We start from the raw sequence: 17,697 nt of genomic DNA on the forward strand, positions 1-17,697 counted from the left end.
TTATAAAAAACAATAAAAAAGGGGGGTAGTAGGTAAGAATATTATTCTTACCTAAGTTACTATGAAAAAAAATTTATTAAAAAATCTTTGTACGTAAAAATGGTGGTTTCTATCTTTATCTTCTCAGCTTTTTCCTTATTAAATATTACTGGAGTTTTAGCTGAAGGTTATTTGTCTGTTTCAGATTTTGAAGATTATTTTTCCTACGAAGATGGCAGTTACATTTTAATGGATAATATTGTAGTGGATTCGAATCTTGAAGTTAATCAAAACATTGTATTAAATGGTTATAATCTCACTGTAGAAAAAAACTTAATTCTAAATAACCAAAACATCGACTTAGATTCAGGAACTTTAACTGTTAATGGGGATTTTTATCAAAGTGGATATGACTCTGATAATCCTTCTCTTTTATATATCAACGAAGGAAACCTTATCGTTGAAGGCTCTTTTGAAATAATTGATTATTCTATTCTTAGTATGAATTATATTGATGACTTTGTTCAAGTTCATGATGATTTTTATTTTGTATCTTCTGTTTCTCATAAAGACTATTTGACTGATGGTACTTTAGAGCTTAAAGGTGACTTTTATTATGACTCTTTTTATTTATTTGACACAAGTACTTTTTTACCTTCTGACTCACACAAAGTTATTTTAAATGGAGAAGATGTTCAAAATATCAATTTTAATTATCCTGATGAGTCATCTTTCAACATACTTGAGCTAACAAAACCACTTGAAACAGGTTATGTCTTTTCACATACTCCTGTTTGGAATGAGCTAATAGAACCTAATGCCTCATTTACGCTTGGAGATTTAGACGGAAATGGCACCATCGATTCAACTGATTTAGCTTTATTAAAACGATATATACTAAATGTTATCGATGAAATCCCTGCTGGAAGCGAAACTGCTGACTTAAACGGAGATGGCGAAATAGATTCTACCGATTACACTCTTTTACAGAGATTTGTTTTAGATATGATAACTGAATTTCCAGCTAACCAGTAAATTTTAAACACTTTATAACAACTTAGATTATTTTTTAAAAACAGGTGGAAAGCGTATTCCACCTGTTTTGTATATTATAAAACAACTTTACCATCTATATCATTACTTATCTCATCTGGTTTTTCCTTCAATCCCTTCATGCCATAGTAAAACCATATCCCTGTCAAAATTGCAGAAAAGAAATCTGCAAAAGGAGCTGCATAAAGCAATCCATTAATGCCCCAAATCTTTGGAAAAACAATTATAGCAGGAATAAGAAGAATAACCTGCCTTGTAAGTGTTAAAAATGTAGCGGATTTGGCTCTTCCAATTGCCTGAAAAAAGTTTGCAGCAATAATTTGAAAACCAATAACAGGAGCACACAAAAACCATGCAAGCAAAGCATAGCTTCCAAACTCCAGTACTTCTGGCTCTTTATTAAACATGCCTATAATTCCTTCTGGAAATACTCTTATTACAACATATCCAACTACAATAATAATCGTAGCTGCCAAAATAGCAAGTTTAACAGCTTTTTTGGCACGATTGTATTTTTTTGCTCCAAAATTAAAGCTTATAATAGGCTGTGCCCCCTGTCTAATTCCAATAATAGGCATGACAAGTAGTGCCTGAATACTATTTATTATACCCATACCTGCCACATTTCCACCATAATGCAATAAGCTTTTATTCAATATTGCATTTAACAAACTATTAGCCAATTGTAATAAAAACCCTGGCAACCCCAATGAAACAATTCTAATTACCATTTGAAAATTTAGCTTCATATATTTAAGTTTAAGCTTTGTTCTGCTCTTCTTGCCTACAAAATAAGAAACTACCCATATACATGAAAATAGCTGTGCTAAAATTGTAGCAAGTGCTGCTCCAGACATACCCATTTTAAATACAAAAATAAAAATATAATCTAGTAAAATATTTGTTCCTGCCCCTAAAAACATAGTCGCCATAGCATAATTAGGACTACCATCTGCACGAATAAAGTTATTTAAACCCATACTTAATATCTGAAAAACAGCTCCCGAAAAAATAACCCTCATATATTGTGTTGCGTAAGGCATTATTTCCTCTTTAGCACCAAACAAAGACAATAATGGTACCAAAAAAATTTGTCCTAAAATCATAAATACAAGTCCTGATATAATCAGTAATGAAAATCCATTGCCAAGAGCTTTTTCAGCTTCCTCCTGCTTTTTTTCACCTAGTCTTATAGAAAATAAAGTAGCTCCACCAATTCCAAATAAAATTGCTATAGCCAAAAGTATAAACATAATAGGAAAAACAATGGTAATAGCCTCTAAACCATTAGATCCTAAGTCACCACTTCTTCCAATAAACATCCTGTCTACTATATTATATAAAGCATTAACCATCATACCTACAATTGCTGGTATGGAGAACTTAAACAACAAATTTAATATCTTTTCTTCTCCTAATGGATTAATATATCCCATTAAAAATCCTCCAACTTCTTTTTCATTTTTAATCTGTAAACACTTAATATGTAAAGACTGTACAAAAGTAAAAGACTTACATATTAATAGGGCTAAATAATCCAAAAATTAATATAAAAGCTCTTGGCATTGAGCCCCTTTGATATACTTCATTTTTAGACATATACATAAAATTTCGGAAGAGTCAAACTCTGCATAATTTAAGCCTTTTAACATATCACAAAACTTACAAATCAATTTTCACTTTCATATATGTATATGCTCTTGTTCTTCAATGCCCCTGTGGCTATTGCTAATATAACATTTGATAAAAGCAACATAAAAAGACTTTCTTTAAAATCTATTATCGCTAATAGTATAAGAACAGCTAATCCAAATCCTCCAAAAAAAACCACCATAAAGTTCAACTGAAAGTTAACGATTTTTTTCATCTCATCCCAGCTCTCTTTACTTATAGACTTAAACATTTTTAAATTAATTCCTATTAATGAGAAAAAGATTGCATGTCCACTCAACACAATTGCAGCTAATATTAATCGTACAGACATTTCATCATATTCTTCCGTTCCCCAAAAAACAAAAGCTATAATACATATTACAAAATATATTCTTGAATATAATATTAATTTCTTGTGGTTTTTAGCTAATTTTTCCATTGTGTGCCTCACTCCATAAAATCTTTATAAAATAATCCTATGCCTAATACTATATATTATATTTTTAAAGTTCGCAAAAATTATTGGGTTCATAAATTATTAAAATGACATTTGTATTATTATACAACATATGATAACCTATTGTTTAATACAATGTGTTCTCCTTTTGTATTTTATAAAAGGTCAACCATATTGTCAATTATGTTACAGGAAGTTTTTTCTGCTTCTAGTCAAAATTATTTAATTTTAGGGAGGATTTTTAATATGAAGAAAATTATATTAATTATATCTTTACTTGTAATGATTCAAACTGTCTTAATCCCACTTAATGCAAGCTCAACAAACGAAAAAGAATTAAAAATAATTATTGATGGGAAAAACCTTGAATTTACTGACGCAAAACCGTTTATTACCAACAAAGGCAGGACAATGATACCTGTAAGAGCAGTTTCTGAAGGATTTGGTGCAGAAGTGGACTGGAATGGAGCCATAGAAGTAGTTACTATTACTTTAGACAATGTTGAAGTATGCTTTAAGCTAAACTACATAAAAGATAAATTTTCAATTACTGATACAAATACAAATAGCCGTAAGTACATCGAAATGCTAACAAGCCCAATTATTGTTAATGGAAGGACTTTTGTTCCTTTAAGAGAATTTTCTGAAATTTTTAATCATGAAATTATTTGGGATGGGGAAAATTATAGTGTAATAATTAATACAAAAAATTCTCCTCCGGTATTCCCCCTTAATCCAGCTTTAACTAAAGGAGATTACAATTTATCAAATCTATATAGTGATGGTACAAATTCAAATTTAAGTGAACAAGATATGAAAAGCTATCAGTCAAGTGCAACTTCATATATTGAATATCATTTGGGAAATGTTGACTATACAGAGGAAACAGATTTTGAATATGATTCTGGTTTTCCAGGTGCACCCTTTAATGGGCTTAGAGAAAGGGTTTACAACCATGCAGTAGAAAATTCTATAATAAGGGAAGTTCGTTTTATTTCTGATCCCTCAATGGTTGAAGTTACACAACCTGGATTAACATTTGACCACCAACCAGATGAACTTATTGTAAAGGGAAAGGTTGAGTTTATCTATCACGAAGCTTCTGATGAATATCTAAAAAAATTCAATGGTAAACTGGAAAAAGGCAAATGGTATACTACTGATGCAATTGTTGTTTTTAGAATTAGAAGAACTGAGGCTTTGACTCTTTTTGATAATGTACTATTGTCATATACTTGGGAACTTAAATAAACTAGTTTAGCTTAAAAATCCTAGCTTTAGACAAAGATTCTCGTCCCTCCTGATACTTATCCATATAAGATAAGTACTAAAAAAGGCTTTAAGCGTATTAAATACTCACTTAAAGCCTTTTTAATTAATCTTTATATAGCGTTGTAGAAAGATATCTTTCACCTGTGTCAGGCAACAGAACCACTATATTTTTCCCTTTGTTTTCAGGTCTTTTTGCCAGTTCAGTTCCAGCTAAAATAGCCGCTCCAGAAGATATGCCTACCAACAACCCCTCTGTTTTAGAAATGCTTTTAGAGGCTTTAAAAGCATCCTTATCTCTTACTTTTACAACTTCATCAATTATATCCTTATTTAATATCTCAGGCACAAACCCTGCACCTATCCCCTGTATTTTATGCGGCCCTGGATTACCTCCTGAAAGTACAGGAGAGTTATCAGGCTCAACTGCTACAATTTTAACAGAAGATTTCTTTTCCTTTAATACTTCCCCAACACCTGTAATCGTTCCTCCAGTTCCCACTCCAGCTACAAATATATCAATTTCACCATCAGTATCTCTCCATATTTCTTCTGCTGTCGTCTCCCTGTGAATTTGAGGATTTGCTCCATTATTAAATTGCTGAGGAACAAAAGAATCTGGAATTTCTTTTGCCAAATCATAAGCTTTTTCAATAGCCCCTTTCATACCTTCTGTCCCCGGCGTTAAAACAACTTCTGCCCCTAATGCCTTTAAAAGATTTCTTCTCTCAACACTCATAGTATCAGGCATAGTAAGAATAAGTTTATATCCTTTAGACGCAGATACAAAGGCCAGTGCAATCCCAGTATTTCCACTTGTTGGCTCAATAATAACTGTTTTAGCCTTTATAAGTCCCTTCTTTTCTCCATCTCTAATCATTGCATATCCAATTCTGTCCTTTACACTCCCACCAGGATTAAAAAACTCAAGCTTTCCAATAAGCCTTCCATTAAGGTTGTTTACTCTATTGTAGTTTCTAAATTCCATCAAAGGTGTATTACCTATAAGCTCAGTAATATTATTAGTTATTTTTCCCACAGTAACCACTCCTTTCTTTTTAAATATAGTACATGAGCGACTGACTATCATTAATTTTTTTGTAGTCTTCCATCAAGTCCTCTAAGGTCAACAAATCAACTACTCTATTTATGCTTTCATTTATTTTATTCCAAACTTTAAGCTGTAAACAATATTCAAATGTATTATCTTTTGAAACTTCATTATTTTTTTCATCAACTACTAAAAGATTTCCCTCTAAAGCTCTTAAAATATCACCTATCTTTATACTTGAAGGATTTAAACCCAAAGTATAACCACCCTGTGGCCCTTTAATGCTCTTAACAAGCCCTGCTTTTCTAAGAAGAGAAAAAACCTGTTCCATATAATTTTCAGAAATATTTTGCCGTGTGGCTATGCTATTTAAGGAAACACACCCTCCTTTTGAATTCAATGCCAAATCCAGCATTGCTCTTAATCCATATCTTCCTTTTGTTGAAATTTTCATATCATCACCTATAACCCAGTATTCCTATATGTTTTATTTTTAATACTCTAATAATACTATATTTAACTATCACTTGTCAATAGATATAAAATTTCTTAGCAATTCATACATCAAATCATAGTAACATATTGTTATTTTTTTAATATTATACTATTAGGTTAAGCGCTTTTAAAATAAATTTACATTTCAAAAATTATAAGGCCTGATTTAAAAATCAGACCCTTTTTTTGTCTTATTCTATCTATCCACCTCTTGTATAGTAAAGTTCTTGTTATAATTTTCAGATAGAGTAGAATCTCCATCTAAATCCCTATGTTTAGCTTTATCTAAACGAGTTTACATTTCTATCTTAATTTGATCTACTTCTTCATCTGGTCTTGTATCTTCCGGAAGATCTTCTCCCTCAGCTGCTCCGGTGGCTAACTGATCACATCTTTCATTAAGATCAATACCCGCATGTCCTTTTACCCATTCAAATTGCACATTGTGAGACTCCATTGCAGCCACTAACCTTTTCCACAAATCTATATTCTTTGGCCTTGCATTTCGTTTTGCGTTTTTATACCATCCAAATCTTTTCCATCTGTCCATCCACCCTAAATTAATTGCATCAACTATATATTTAGAATCAGAAAAAACTTTTACACTGCAAGGCTTTTTTAATGCTTCTAATCCAACAATTACAGCCATTAACTCCATTCTATTATTAGTTGTATTATTAAATCCACCTGACAATTCTTTTTTATGTTTTTTCCCATTCCTCTCATGTAGCAAAACTGTTCCATATCCCCCAGGGCCATACGGGTTGTTTAAACATGCTCCATCTGTATAAATTATCACTTCATGCAAAATATCACCTCAAGTAATTTATGTCAACTCTATCTTGTTCTAAGACTCCACCCTCTATACGGTGGAGTCCTCACATAAGCTTTAAGTAGAATAGAATCTCCACCTAAAGCTCTAATGTTTAGTTTTATTTAAACAAGTCACCTACTTAACTGAAGCCTCGATGTTTAGCTTTAGCTAAACGAGTTCACTAATGTCTAAGCAGAATTTTCAACTCCTCTTGTTCCAACTTTCTTAATCATTTTATTCATACTTTTTATAGAATCTGTAAAAAGTATGAAGTTTGACATCTCCTCAAATCCTCTGCATTTTTGCAGTATATATGATTTAGCACCTTTTATTTCATTGCACATATTCAAAACATCACCAAACCCTAATCCAGGAGCAAAAGTAGTCCTAAACTCATAGTCTATAATGTCCTGCATTAAAATATCTATACTTTTTTTTATGCGATTTATATCTGTTTTTGCACCACAAAATTCCTGATACCTTTTAAAAGGAGCCTTTATATCCATAGCCACATAATCAATAAGTCTTTTAGATATAAGACTTTCAATTACTTCAGGATTTGTACCATTAGTATCTAGTTTAACCTTAAATTTTAGTTTCTTAACCTCTTTAATAAAATTTTCAAGATCCTTTTGCATTGTAGGTTCTCCCCCACTTATAACAACTGCATCTAAAAAGCTGCGTCTTTTTTTAAGAAATTCTAAAACATCCTCTGAACTGATATTTTCATTTCTTTTTTCATTATCAATTAAAGGCTTATTGTGGCAATAAAAACAGTTCATATTACAACCTTGAGTAAAAACAACAGCACATAAATTCCCTGGATAATCAACAAAAGAATTTTTCTGTAAACCTGCTATTTTCATGATACTTTCTCCTCAACTTTAAATTTCTTTCTGGTAAAGTACTCTTCTTTTTTTCCAATATTATAATTTTCAACAGGTCTTAAATATCCAGTTACCCTTGACCAAACTTCTGTTTTATCATTGCAAACAGGACACTTAAACTGTTCTCCCTTTAAATATCCATGTTCCTTACATATACTAAATGTAGGTGTTATTGATATATATGGCATGCTGTGATTTGTAAACACTTTCTTAATTAAGCTTTTACAAAGTTCAATATCTTCTATGCTCTCTCCTAAATAAAGATGTTGAACAGTTCCTCCTGTATACAATGACTGTAGCTTATCCTGAAGTTCCAACACTTCAAAAACATCATCAGTGTATTCTACAGGAAGCTGTGTAGAATTAGTATAATATGGAGTATTATTTCCTGCTGTAATAATATCAGGATATCTTTCTCTGTCAAGCTTTGCTAACCTGTAAGAAGTACCTTCTGCCGGGGTAGCTTCAAGATTGTAAAAGTGCCCAGTTTCATTTTGAAACTCCACCAACACATCCCTTAAGTAATTCATAATATTTACTGAAAATTCCTGTCCTTCTTTAGTCCCTATGTCCTTGCCCATATAATTCATTAAAGCCTCATTCATTCCAATTACTCCTATTGTATTGAAATGATTATACCAATATTGATTGGTTCTTTCCTTTATATTTCTCAAAAAGTGGGTTGAATAGGGGTAAAGACCTTTTTCTGACTGTCTCTCTATTATTTTTCTCTTTATTTCAAGGGATGTCTTTCCTATATTAGCCATTTTCCAAAGCCTTGCCTTAAACTCACTTTCAGACTTTGAAAGATAACCTATTCTAGCTAAGTTTATTGTAAATACTCCTACAGATCCAGTTAGAGGATTACTTCCAAAAAGTCCTCCTCCTCTTTTTCGAAGTTCTTTTGTATCAAGACGCAAACGGCAACACATTGATATTGCGTCCTCAGGAGATAAATCTGAATTTACATAATTTGCAAAGTAAGGAATCCCATACTTACAGGTTATTTTCATAAATTCATCCACAACAGAATTATTCCAATCAAAATCATTTGTTATGTTTATTGTTGGAATTGGAAAGGTAAACACTCTTCCCTTTGCATCTCCTTCAAGCATTACGCTGCAAAAAGCTTTGTTGAATATATCCAGTTCCTTTTGAAAGTCCTTGTATGTTTCATCCATATATTTCCCACCAAGTATTACAGGCTCATTCTTTAAAGTAGAGGGAACTGTTATATCAAAAGTCAAATTAGAAAATGGACATTGAAACCCAACCCTTGTAGGAACATTTATGTTAAAAATAAACTCTTGAATGCATTGTCTAACTTGTTCGTACGTCATGTTGTCATAACGTATGAATGGTGCACAATATGTATCAATACTTGACCAAGCCTGAGCTCCTGCAGTCTCGCCCTGAGTTGTAAAAGTAGAGTTCACTATTTGTCCTAAAAATGACCTTAAATGTCTTGCTGGCTTACTTTCAACCTTTCCATAAACACCACCAAAACCATCCATAAGAAGTTGTCTTAAATCCCACCCAGCACAGTAGGGACCAAAAAATCCCAAATCATGTATATGACATTCTCCACCTTCGTGAGCCTCTCTTACCTCTGAAGGATATATTTCATGAAGCCAATACTTCTTTGTAAAACTTTCCCTTATATAATTGTTTAAACCATTAACACTTTTTTGAGTATTTGCATTTTCCTGTATATGCCAATCCTTGTCTCCAAGATAGTCTGAAAACATATCAATTGTTGCTCCAACTAGAGCATTTAAATTACGAGCACTTTTTCTTTTTTCTCTGTACAATATGTATGCTTTTGCCGTTTTTGCATGCCCGTTTTCAATTAGCACTTTTTCAACAACATCTTGAATTTCTTCTACTTCCGGCTCTTTATCTTTAAAAATCCACTCTGACATTTCTACAACCTGTTTACTTAACTTTTCTGCTAGGGCAAAATCACTTCCACCACAAGCAGTCGCAGCATTATAAATAGCCCAAGTTATTTTCTCCGGCTTAAAATTTTCACATCTTCCATTTCTTTTAGTAATTTTCGTAAACATTAAGACATCTCCTATTTTCTTTTTTTGTACTACACTTTTTATCAGAAATGAACGTACACAATTTGAATTTTTCATTAAAAATAACTTAAAAATTAAAACTAATTTTTAAGCTATTCTTTTTAAATACCTTTAATATCTCAACTATATGTTGTTGTGGAAATTATATCACATACAATATGTGGTGTCAAGAGCTTGTTTAAATGAAAAAATAAATATTTTCTAAGAACTTGAGAGTTTTTCTGCCAATTTAACAGCAGAATATGCATCTTCAGAATATCCATCTGCTCCTATCTCTTTTGCATAATCAGAGTTTACAACAGCTCCCCCAATCATTATTTTTATATCAAGACCTTCACTTTTGGCTAATTTAACAACTTCCTTCATTTCAACCATAGTAGTTGTCATAAGAGCAGAAAGTCCTATGATTTGTGCGCCCTCTTCTTTTGCCTTGTTTATTATTTTTCTAGAACTCACATCTTTTCCTAAGTCAATCACTTTAAAACCATAGTTTTTAAGCATAAGACCTACAATATTTTTACCAATATCGTGTATATCTCCTTTGACGGTAGCCAGCACAATACACTTTTTATTTTCCTGACTTTCTTCTTTCATAAGAAGTGGTTCAACAATGTTAAATGCATCCTTCATAGCTTGAGCACTTTGAATAAGCTGGGGAAGAAAATACTCCTTTTTATCATATAAATCTCCCACTTTTGTTATTGCAGGAATTAAATAATTATCAACTATTTTTGAAGGTTCATTTCCATCTTTAATTGCAATATCTATAAGAGCTTTTACATTTTCCCTATCTCCTATCAATACACTTTTATATATTTTGTCCAATGTACTCAAATCTGATTTCTTTTCTTCATCTTTAACCTTTTCACTTTTTTGTCCACCAAATCTTTCAATATAAAAGGCACTGTTTTTATCCTTTGCCGTCAATACATCACAGGCCATTTTAATATTCATTAAAATCTCACTTGATGGATTTGATATAGCCATTGTAAGCCCTTTTCCTATAGCCATAGAAAGAAATGCCGTGTTAACCCAGCTTCTTTCAGGAAGTCCAAAGGATACATTTGAAAGACCCACAATTGAACCTATCCCAAATTTATTTTTGCACCAACTAATTACCTCTAGTGTTTCCATAGCCGCATTTTGATCTGAAGACACTGTCATAACAAGTCCGTCAACTATTATATCCTCTTTATCAAAGCCATGTTCTAAGGCTTTTTTATATACACCTTCAATTACTTGATACCTTTCACTAGCCGTCTGTGGTACACCCTTATCATCTAGAGGAAGAAGTATAAACATAGCCCCATATTTAGCTGCTATCGGGAGCAGTTTTTCCATTTTTTCCTTTTCAGCAGAAATAGAGTTAATCATTGCCCTTCCAGGATATACTCTAAGTGCCGCCTCTATCACATCAGGAGAAGATGAGTCAAGACAAAGAGGAGCCTTCACAGTAATTGAAAGAAACTGAACAATATCAATCATTGTTTTCTTTTCATCAATTCCCGGCATACCTACATTAACGTCAAGTATTTTTGCACCCTTTTCAATTTGTTCAGATGCAAATCTTCTAACTTCATTTGTTTTACCCTCTCTAAGTTCTTTTTGAAGTTTCTTTTTTCCTGTTGGATTTATTCTCTCCCCAACAACAACAACTGGTTCCTCAAATCCAGTAAAAACTGTTTTGCTTAATGACGTTACACAGCTCACTTTTTTAGGACTAGGGAGTTTTCCTTTAAGTCCTTTAATCTTTTCCTTAATCTTTTCAATATATAATGGCGACGTTCCACAACAACCACCTAAAAGGTTTACACCTGATTTTATAAACTCTTCTACATATGAACCAAATTCCAAAGCTCCCATATCAAATTCAGTCTTACCATCAACTAGCCTTGGAAGACCTGCATTAGGCTTTGCTAAAAGAGGCACCTTAGCATATGGTTTCATTTCCTTTATAACTTTTATCATGTCCGCAGGTCCTGTAGAACAGTTACATCCTACAACATCTGCCCCAAGACTTTGAAGAGTTATAAGTGCAGTTACAGGATCTGTGCCTGTTAGAGTTCTTCTACCTTCATCAAATGTCATACTGATGCAAACAGGCAAATTACAGCTTTCCTTTACAGCTATAAGTGCAGCCCTTGTCTCCTGAATATCAACCATTGTCTCTATTATAAAAAAGTCCACTCCACCTTCTAAAAGCCCTTTAACCTGTTCTTTATATATTTCAACCGCCTCTTCAAAAGGCATATCACCAAATGGCTCTACAAATTGACCTGTTGCTGCAATATCTCCTGCAACAAATCCATCATCTTTGGCTGCTTTCTTTGAAATCTGTGCTAATCCTTTATTTATTTCTACAACTTTATCTTCTAATCCAAATTCAGAAAGCTTTAATCTATTTCCTCCAAAAGTACAAGTGTACACAACATTAGAACCTGATTTTATGTAATTTTTCTGAATATCTATCAAAACTTCCGGGTTTTCTAAAGCCCATTGTTCAGGAGAAACTCCAAGAGGCATTCCTCTTTTTTGAAGCTCTGTACCTGTTGCACCATCTAAAATAACTACATTATTATAGATAAAATCTCTAAATGATTGTTTGTCCATTTTACTCAATCCCTTCTATTCCTGCAATAGCTATAACAGACTTCTCTGGAACAAGCATATACTTTTGTGTAATTTCAATGTCCAGTTTTTTTAAATTTAAAATATCATATATTATTTTTTGATTTGAAAGCAAAAAATCTCCATAGCCTGGGCTGTACCTATTTCCTGTAAGTTTTTTACCCTCTCTTCTAATCTCTTTATTAATAAACTCAACCATCCAGTCAAGTCCACCATCTACAATTTGAGATCCCAAAGAGTCAAGTATCAATGCAAAATCAGCATTTTCACTTTTTATTTCACTATGTATTTTTTTGGTTATATCATCACCAACAGTTGTCGCCATAAGTACGACCTCAAAACTATTTTTTAAAAGTTTTGAAAGGTTTTTGCTTTCAAAAAATATATCATCAAAAATTTTTATTCCATTATGTTCATGGGATTTTATTTTATACCTTCCATAAATGCCTTTAATATCACACAAAGCAAGACCTTCTTCAATCATTGAATTTATTTTCTGTCTGTATTCTTTGCTTATAACAGTAACAGTTTTTTTATATCCTAGCCTAGTAAGAATCAAACCAATATCAGGCTTTGAAGGTATATGTCCAAAAAATTTAAGTTTATTTTCTTTTTTCATAGACCATAAACTCCCATTAATTTTTTTTACAGTATTATTATATTATATATCAAATTTTAAAAAAATCAATCACTCTAAAAAAACAAGGTGTATATATTAAAGATGAAGAACAATATTAATTCAAAAAATAACTCGATATGATATTGACATCATACATTGTTTTCTGTAGAATTTTATATCAAAGGAATTGTTAAATGTCTTTTAGGTGCACCTAAATAAAAAATATGGCCAATATATTTTGCAAAAATCAAACAATGTATTTACTAAAAAAACTATTAAAGGAGAGAGAGTAATGCTAAAAATAAGAAAAATAGTATCAGTTTATGTAAGTATTGTTTTTATGTTAACAATGTTATTTAGTGGAGTTTCTTTTGCACAACAAACAGAAACAGAGGTAAAACTTTCAGTAACTAATTATACTCAACAGCCTCATGAATGGCTATGCTGGTCAGCTTCTGCGGCAATGATAATTTCATATTTTAATGAAGATTCAATAGACCGCACAGTAGAAATTGCACAAGATTACTATGAAAGTACATTGGAAGAAGAATTTAACCAAACCTTACCTTTAAGTTTGTCTAGAGATAAGGGAGAAATTGTAGAAAATTATACAGATGGAGTTTCATCTATAAATAGAACAGCTAGTGTTTTTGACCACCCTAATCGTGATACAATTTATAATAGGATTTCTTTTAAAGAAATAAAAACATACATTGATAATTCTTATCCTATTTTAGCATCTATACCTGGATATATAAGCTTGCCTGGTGGAGGTCATGCAGTTGTAATAACTGGTTATGGTGAAAGCGATAGCAACAAATATGTAATTTATAATGACCCGTGGGATGGAGAAGAACATACTATGGACTTTGATACTTTTACAACTATGTCTTACAACCTTTTTTACACTGGTTCAACTCCTCCAGAAATTCCAGAGGAACCTAATGATTCTTTTGAAACAGCAAAAAGAATTTATGCCAGCCCAACTCCAGAGCTAGAACTAAGCTACCTTAATGCTGGTGAAGAGCATTATTACACTTTTATGACTTCTGCAGCTGCTACATATGTTATTGAAACCACTGGTACAACAGATACTTTCGGAGAATTATACGATGACAGTGATAATCCTGTTCACCTTAGGTCAGATAGCAACAGTGGTGAAGATGATAATTTTAAAATAGTTAAGCAATCAGGTGGTAGACAAAGATACTATATAAAAGTTAGTCATAATGATATAGATGCTGAAGGTAGTTATGGAATAAAAATTACTATGAAAGCTAATGCACCAGATAACTTTAAAGCTCAGGAAAACGAGGGAAACATCAAGTTAACATGGGATTCTGTATCTTGGGCAAATGAATATAAAATCAGTGTAAATGGCGGAGAATTCTTTAGCGTTGGAGACAATACATCTTATACCCATGAAGCACAAGGTAAGCAATCATATAAGGTAAAAGCAGATAATAGCGTTGAAACACAAACATTAACTGTAAACGGTATAATGTCAGATGGCGAAATGAATCTTATTACATATGGAGATGTAAATGGTGATGGATTAGTTACCAAATCAGACATAGAACTAATAGCGGAGTATATAGTAGGACAAGTAGATTTTACCGACAATCAAAAAACAGCCGCAAACGTAAATGATGACGATACAATATCAACTTTTGATCTAATCACTTTGTCAAGATATGTAAGCGGAGAGATTTCTGAACTTCCTGTTGCACACATAGAATAAAAAATTTAAAAAAGAGCCTTTTAGTAAGGCTCTTTTTTAACTATTAAATAGCACCATAATTTAATTCTTCTTTAAACTTTTCAAACTTTTTTTGAATACTAGGATTTTTTTCAATAAACCTGTTTAATGAATCTATATTTTTTAAAGTATCTATATTTATACTGTGTTCAATCAGTTCTGTCTCAGACAAAACATCAATACATCCTATAAATCTTAAAAACTTTTCCAACGTCTTATGTCGATTCAATAAAAAATTCCCCATATCAAGTCCTCTTTCAGTAAGCTCTATAATCCCATACTTCTGGTATTTTATAAGACCTAAGCCAGCTAACTTTTGAACCATTTTTGTTGCAGAAGAAGGCTGAACATTTAACTGTTCAGCAAGTTTGTTTACCCTCATATAACCTGCTTCAATACTATTTCTATAAATCATCTCCAAATAGTCTTCCATACCTGAAGTTAAAAGTTTTTTATTTTTTCTAAGAAGCTGATATCCTCGAACTGTATAATATTTTTGATCTTCTCTCATTAATATCCCAGCCTTTATATAAATATATTTATATTATATTTATATTCACAGCTAAAATAAAAATCACTACAGAAAATCAATGTAATTTTTGCTAATAACAAGTCTGATTTTTCCTTTTTTATTAAAGTACAATGTTAAATTTATTTAATTTATCTGTATAATTTTATATGTTTTAACTTAAAATAAGTGTGATTAAAAAGAAAGGAGTGTTTTATATGTCACAATTAAATCAAATTGAACTACAAAACTTAAGGCATTTAATTGGATCACATGAAATGACTTTTAAAAAGTTATCTGATTATGCCAGCCAATGTCAAGATTCACAAGTCAAGCAGGTGTTTCAACAATCTGCACAGGATGCAAAAAGCACAAAAGACCAACTAATGACGTTTTTAGGATAAGGAGGATTGAAAATGCAAGAAAAAGAAATGGTTAATGATCTTTTAACTCAATTAAAGGGAAGCTTATCAACATACGCCAATGCAATTGCAGAATCTGCAAATCCACAGTTAAGGCAGGCTCTGCAACAAATAAGAAATGACTGTGAAACATTCCAGTATGACTTGTATAAATTGGCAGAACAAAAAGGGTACTATCGCTCGGCCCAACAAGTGGAACAAAATGAAGTTATGCAGGTTAAATCTCAATTTATAAGCTAAATATAATAATAGCCATGACTGTAATAATTAATTTTTAAAATGTTTTATAGTCATGGCTTACTTTTACCACATTCGCTAAACTCTTTTGGCTAAAACTAAACATGTGCTTATAATGCTATGTGAATTAACTGCTTGTTTCCTGTTCATCAATAATTGATCTTAAAATTTCCTGTTGAGAAGCCAAAAGTGCTTCAGCCTTACTTTTATATACATAAAACTTTTTCTTCATATCTTCATATTCGTACTTAATTCTGATAACTTCCTGATTTGCTTCATTTATTATTTTTTGTGCCTTAATTTCTGCTTCCTTAATTATATTTTCAGATTTTTGATAACCATTTTTCTTTATATCTTCACCTGTCTGCTGGGCTACAATTAACGTATCCTGCAATGAGTCTTCAATGTTTTTATAATGTTGAACAGCCTCATTTAATGCAGCCACCTTGTCCTTTAATTCTATGTTTTCATGTATGTAGCTTGTATAGTCTTCTATAACCTTATCTAATATGTCATTAACCATGTCTTCATTATAGCCACCAACCATACTTTTTTTTAGTACTATATTCTGCAAATCATTAGGAGTATAATTCATACAAAGCACCTCATTATATAAATTTCTTTAGTACAACGTGTATTCTATTTTTTTTTGTTAATTTACCTGTTCTTTGTAATACAGCTCTTCCCTTTCCTTTTATAGATATGGTGTCTTCCTCCTGTACTGTTTTCGAAAGGCTTGAAACCAACTCCCAATTTAAATAAACTCTTTGAGATTTAATCAACGAGGCTATTTTACTCCTTGAAATTCCAAAACTAGCACTGGCAATACAATCAATTCTCAAAGAAGCCACCGTTGTGCCTATTTCCTTTATTTTGGGTTCAAAGCTTTTCAATTCACCACTATCTACAACAGTAATATCTACAGTTTTATTACCAACCTTTATAAGGTTGTATTCAATAAATTCTGCTATTTCTTTTAATACAACTATCACGCAAAAATCTTCTTTAACTAAAATATCGCCAATTTTTTCTCGTTTAATACCTAATCCCATTAACGAACCTAAATAATCTCTATGGGAAAAAGCATTTCTTCCCTTCGTTGTGATTTTAAGAACTTCAAAAAATTTTGTACAAAACCCAGTATCATCAGTCCCTGTTCCTGTTTCGTCTGTTTCTTGCTGCAAAGAATTTAAAAGCACGACATTAGGACAGAAAACAACAATTGCTCTTTCTGCCCCCCTATAGCCACCTAAAAAACTATAATCTCTTATCCCCATCATATTAAAAGTTTTCTCAACCAACTTTTGCTGATAGGGATCTAAAAAATCTGAATTAGTATATTTGCTTGTCTTTTCAGATAAGTAGTACTTATCAAGAACTTTTTTAACTACTATTTTGTCGTCTGTTTTTGACATACTTTTTTAATGCTCTTTCTTCTTTAATAAAATAATTTTTCTAACCAACCTAAAAATATTTTAAGACTTTTTTACCTTTATCGTAACTATCCCAAAATACCTGTTAAAACGCTTCTCAAGATACGAAGAAGCAAAAATACGATTATCGGTGAAAAATCCACCATCATATTCTTTCCAAAAGATGTCTTTTGAATTAAGCTTCTAATTGGCGAAAGCAACGGTTCTGTAACTTGATAAATTATTCTAAAAAAAGCATTTTCTTTAGAAATTGGAAGCCATGAAGAAATAACACGCACAATTAAAGCTATTATTATTATATCAAATAGTAAATTTAATGCTCTTATCAATGTATAACTCATTTAAATCC

18 protein-coding genes are annotated in these 17,697 nt (G+C 31.7%); 5 read left to right on the plus strand and 13 right to left on the minus strand.

Annotation, left to right across the window (positions count from 1 at the left end; genetic code table 11):
* The first annotated feature begins 87 nt into the window (after positions 1-87).
* Positions 88-1,014 carry a dockerin type I repeat-containing protein gene (locus tag RBH29_RS09225; protein ID WP_306696521.1) on the plus strand — a complete coding sequence of 309 codons (927 nt, stop codon included), beginning with the start codon at positions 88-90 and terminating at the stop codon, positions 1,012-1,014.
* Between the two features lie 74 nt (positions 1,015-1,088).
* Here the strand turns inward: RBH29_RS09225 and RBH29_RS09230 are convergent, their stop codons facing one another.
* Both RBH29_RS09230 and RBH29_RS09235 read right to left on the minus strand, forming a co-directional pair.
* Entirely contained in the window at positions 1,089-2,468 is a 1,380-nt protein-coding gene (locus RBH29_RS09230) for an MATE family efflux transporter (RefSeq protein ID WP_306696522.1), read from the minus strand.
* A 233-nt stretch (positions 2,469-2,701) separates the two neighbouring features.
* Entirely contained in the window at positions 2,702-3,124 is a 423-nt protein-coding gene (locus RBH29_RS09235) for a hypothetical protein (protein WP_306696523.1), read from the minus strand.
* A 264-nt stretch (positions 3,125-3,388) separates the two neighbouring features.
* Here RBH29_RS09235 and RBH29_RS09240 point away from each other — a divergent pair, with 264 nt between their 5' ends.
* On the plus strand, positions 3,389-4,393 hold the full coding sequence (locus RBH29_RS09240; RefSeq protein ID WP_306696524.1) for a copper amine oxidase N-terminal domain-containing protein: 1,005 nt from the start codon (positions 3,389-3,391) through the stop codon (positions 4,391-4,393).
* A 124-nt stretch (positions 4,394-4,517) separates the two neighbouring features.
* Here the strand turns inward: RBH29_RS09240 and cysK are convergent, their stop codons facing one another.
* The 7 genes from cysK to RBH29_RS09275 all read right to left on the minus strand — a co-directional run bounded on the left by cysK (position 4,518) and on the right by RBH29_RS09275 (position 12,989).
* On the minus strand, positions 4,518-5,450 hold the full coding sequence (cysK, locus tag RBH29_RS09245) for a cysteine synthase A (protein WP_306696525.1): 933 nt from the start codon (positions 5,448-5,450) through the stop codon (positions 4,518-4,520).
* Positions 5,451-5,469: 19 nt separating this feature from the next.
* Positions 5,470-5,916, minus strand: a complete 447-nt coding sequence (locus RBH29_RS09250; protein ID WP_306696526.1) for an RrF2 family transcriptional regulator — start codon at positions 5,914-5,916, stop codon at positions 5,470-5,472.
* A 336-nt stretch (positions 5,917-6,252) separates the two neighbouring features.
* The gene (gene rnhA / locus RBH29_RS09255) at positions 6,253-6,765 is read right to left on the minus strand and encodes a ribonuclease HI (protein WP_306696527.1); all 513 of its coding nucleotides are present in this window, start codon (positions 6,763-6,765) and stop codon (positions 6,253-6,255) included.
* Positions 6,766-6,959: 194 nt separating this feature from the next.
* The gene (locus RBH29_RS09260) at positions 6,960-7,637 is read right to left on the minus strand and encodes an anaerobic ribonucleoside-triphosphate reductase activating protein (RefSeq protein ID WP_306696528.1); all 678 of its coding nucleotides are present in this window, start codon (positions 7,635-7,637) and stop codon (positions 6,960-6,962) included.
* Complete coding sequence (locus RBH29_RS09265; RefSeq protein WP_306696529.1) at positions 7,634-9,724, minus strand: ribonucleoside triphosphate reductase; 2,091 nt, start codon at positions 9,722-9,724, stop codon at positions 7,634-7,636. Before RBH29_RS09265 ends, RBH29_RS09260 begins: the two co-directional genes overlap by 4 nt.
* Before the next feature lie 219 nt (positions 9,725-9,943).
* Complete coding sequence (locus RBH29_RS09270; RefSeq protein ID WP_306696530.1) at positions 9,944-12,352, minus strand: homocysteine S-methyltransferase family protein; 2,409 nt, start codon at positions 12,350-12,352, stop codon at positions 9,944-9,946.
* 1 nt (position 12,353) lies between these two features.
* Complete coding sequence (locus RBH29_RS09275) at positions 12,354-12,989, minus strand: methionine synthase (RefSeq protein WP_306696531.1); 636 nt, start codon at positions 12,987-12,989, stop codon at positions 12,354-12,356.
* A gap of 292 nt (positions 12,990-13,281) precedes the next feature.
* Between RBH29_RS09275 and RBH29_RS09280 the strand changes: the two genes are divergently transcribed.
* Positions 13,282-14,730 carry a C39 family peptidase gene (locus RBH29_RS09280; RefSeq protein WP_306696532.1) on the plus strand — a complete coding sequence of 483 codons (1,449 nt, stop codon included), beginning with the start codon at positions 13,282-13,284 and terminating at the stop codon, positions 14,728-14,730.
* A gap of 43 nt (positions 14,731-14,773) precedes the next feature.
* Here RBH29_RS09280 and RBH29_RS09285 read toward each other — a convergent pair whose 3' ends face one another.
* Complete coding sequence (locus RBH29_RS09285) at positions 14,774-15,259, minus strand: metal-dependent transcriptional regulator (protein ID WP_306696533.1); 486 nt, start codon at positions 15,257-15,259, stop codon at positions 14,774-14,776.
* 215 nt (positions 15,260-15,474) lie between these two features.
* Between RBH29_RS09285 and RBH29_RS09290 the strand changes: the two genes are divergently transcribed.
* Positions 15,475-15,660 carry a hypothetical protein gene (locus RBH29_RS09290; RefSeq protein WP_306696534.1) on the plus strand — a complete coding sequence of 62 codons (186 nt, stop codon included), beginning with the start codon at positions 15,475-15,477 and terminating at the stop codon, positions 15,658-15,660.
* A 12-nt stretch (positions 15,661-15,672) separates the two neighbouring features.
* A complete protein-coding gene (locus RBH29_RS09295; RefSeq protein WP_306696577.1) occupies positions 15,673-15,918 on the plus strand; it encodes a spore coat protein in 246 nt (81 codons plus the stop codon).
* A 124-nt stretch (positions 15,919-16,042) separates the two neighbouring features.
* Here RBH29_RS09295 and RBH29_RS09300 read toward each other — a convergent pair whose 3' ends face one another.
* The 3 genes from RBH29_RS09300 to RBH29_RS09310 all read right to left on the minus strand — a co-directional run bounded on the left by RBH29_RS09300 (position 16,043) and on the right by RBH29_RS09310 (position 17,689).
* Complete coding sequence (locus RBH29_RS09300; protein WP_306696535.1) at positions 16,043-16,510, minus strand: DivIVA domain-containing protein; 468 nt, start codon at positions 16,508-16,510, stop codon at positions 16,043-16,045.
* Positions 16,511-16,523: 13 nt separating this feature from the next.
* Positions 16,524-17,330, minus strand: coding sequence for a YlmH family RNA-binding protein (locus RBH29_RS09305; RefSeq protein ID WP_306696536.1), 807 nt, complete (start codon positions 17,328-17,330; stop codon positions 16,524-16,526).
* 86 nt (positions 17,331-17,416) lie between these two features.
* On the minus strand, positions 17,417-17,689 hold the full coding sequence (locus RBH29_RS09310) for a YggT family protein (protein ID WP_306696537.1): 273 nt from the start codon (positions 17,687-17,689) through the stop codon (positions 17,417-17,419).
* Positions 17,690-17,697 lie beyond the last annotated feature (8 nt).

Origin of the sequence: Herbivorax alkaliphila (genome assembly GCF_030848475.1) — a bacterium.
In the GTDB taxonomy this organism is placed as follows: Bacteria; Bacillota; Clostridia; order Acetivibrionales; family Acetivibrionaceae; genus Herbivorax.

Bases quoted from the DNA above. Each gene is read 5' to 3' on its own strand.
- RBH29_RS09230 (WP_306696522.1), bottom strand. From the start codon at position 2,468: ATGGGATATATTAATCCATTAGGAGAAGAAAAGATATTAAATTTGTTG.
- RBH29_RS09235 (WP_306696523.1), bottom strand. From the start codon at position 3,124: ATGGAAAAATTAGCTAAAAACCACAAGAAATTAATATTATATTCAAGA.
- RBH29_RS09240 (WP_306696524.1), top strand. From the start codon at position 3,389: ATGAAGAAAATTATATTAATTATATCTTTACTTGTAATGATTCAAACT.
- RBH29_RS09250 (WP_306696526.1), bottom strand. From the start codon at position 5,916: ATGAAAATTTCAACAAAAGGAAGATATGGATTAAGAGCAATGCTGGAT.
- RBH29_RS09260 (WP_306696528.1), bottom strand. From the start codon at position 7,637: ATGAAAATAGCAGGTTTACAGAAAAATTCTTTTGTTGATTATCCAGGG.
- RBH29_RS09265 (WP_306696529.1), bottom strand. From the start codon at position 9,724: ATGTTTACGAAAATTACTAAAAGAAATGGAAGATGTGAAAATTTTAAG.
- RBH29_RS09270 (WP_306696530.1), bottom strand. From the start codon at position 12,352: ATGGACAAACAATCATTTAGAGATTTTATCTATAATAATGTAGTTATT.
- RBH29_RS09275 (WP_306696531.1), bottom strand. From the start codon at position 12,989: ATGAAAAAAGAAAATAAACTTAAATTTTTTGGACATATACCTTCAAAG.
- RBH29_RS09280 (WP_306696532.1), top strand. From the start codon at position 13,282: ATGCTAAAAATAAGAAAAATAGTATCAGTTTATGTAAGTATTGTTTTT.
- RBH29_RS09285 (WP_306696533.1), bottom strand. From the start codon at position 15,259: ATGAGAGAAGATCAAAAATATTATACAGTTCGAGGATATCAGCTTCTT.
- RBH29_RS09290 (WP_306696534.1), top strand. From the start codon at position 15,475: ATGTCACAATTAAATCAAATTGAACTACAAAACTTAAGGCATTTAATT.
- RBH29_RS09295 (WP_306696577.1), top strand. From the start codon at position 15,673: ATGCAAGAAAAAGAAATGGTTAATGATCTTTTAACTCAATTAAAGGGA.
- RBH29_RS09300 (WP_306696535.1), bottom strand. From the start codon at position 16,510: ATGAATTATACTCCTAATGATTTGCAGAATATAGTACTAAAAAAAAGT.
- RBH29_RS09305 (WP_306696536.1), bottom strand. From the start codon at position 17,330: ATGTCAAAAACAGACGACAAAATAGTAGTTAAAAAAGTTCTTGATAAG.
- RBH29_RS09310 (WP_306696537.1), bottom strand. From the start codon at position 17,689: ATGAGTTATACATTGATAAGAGCATTAAATTTACTATTTGATATAATA.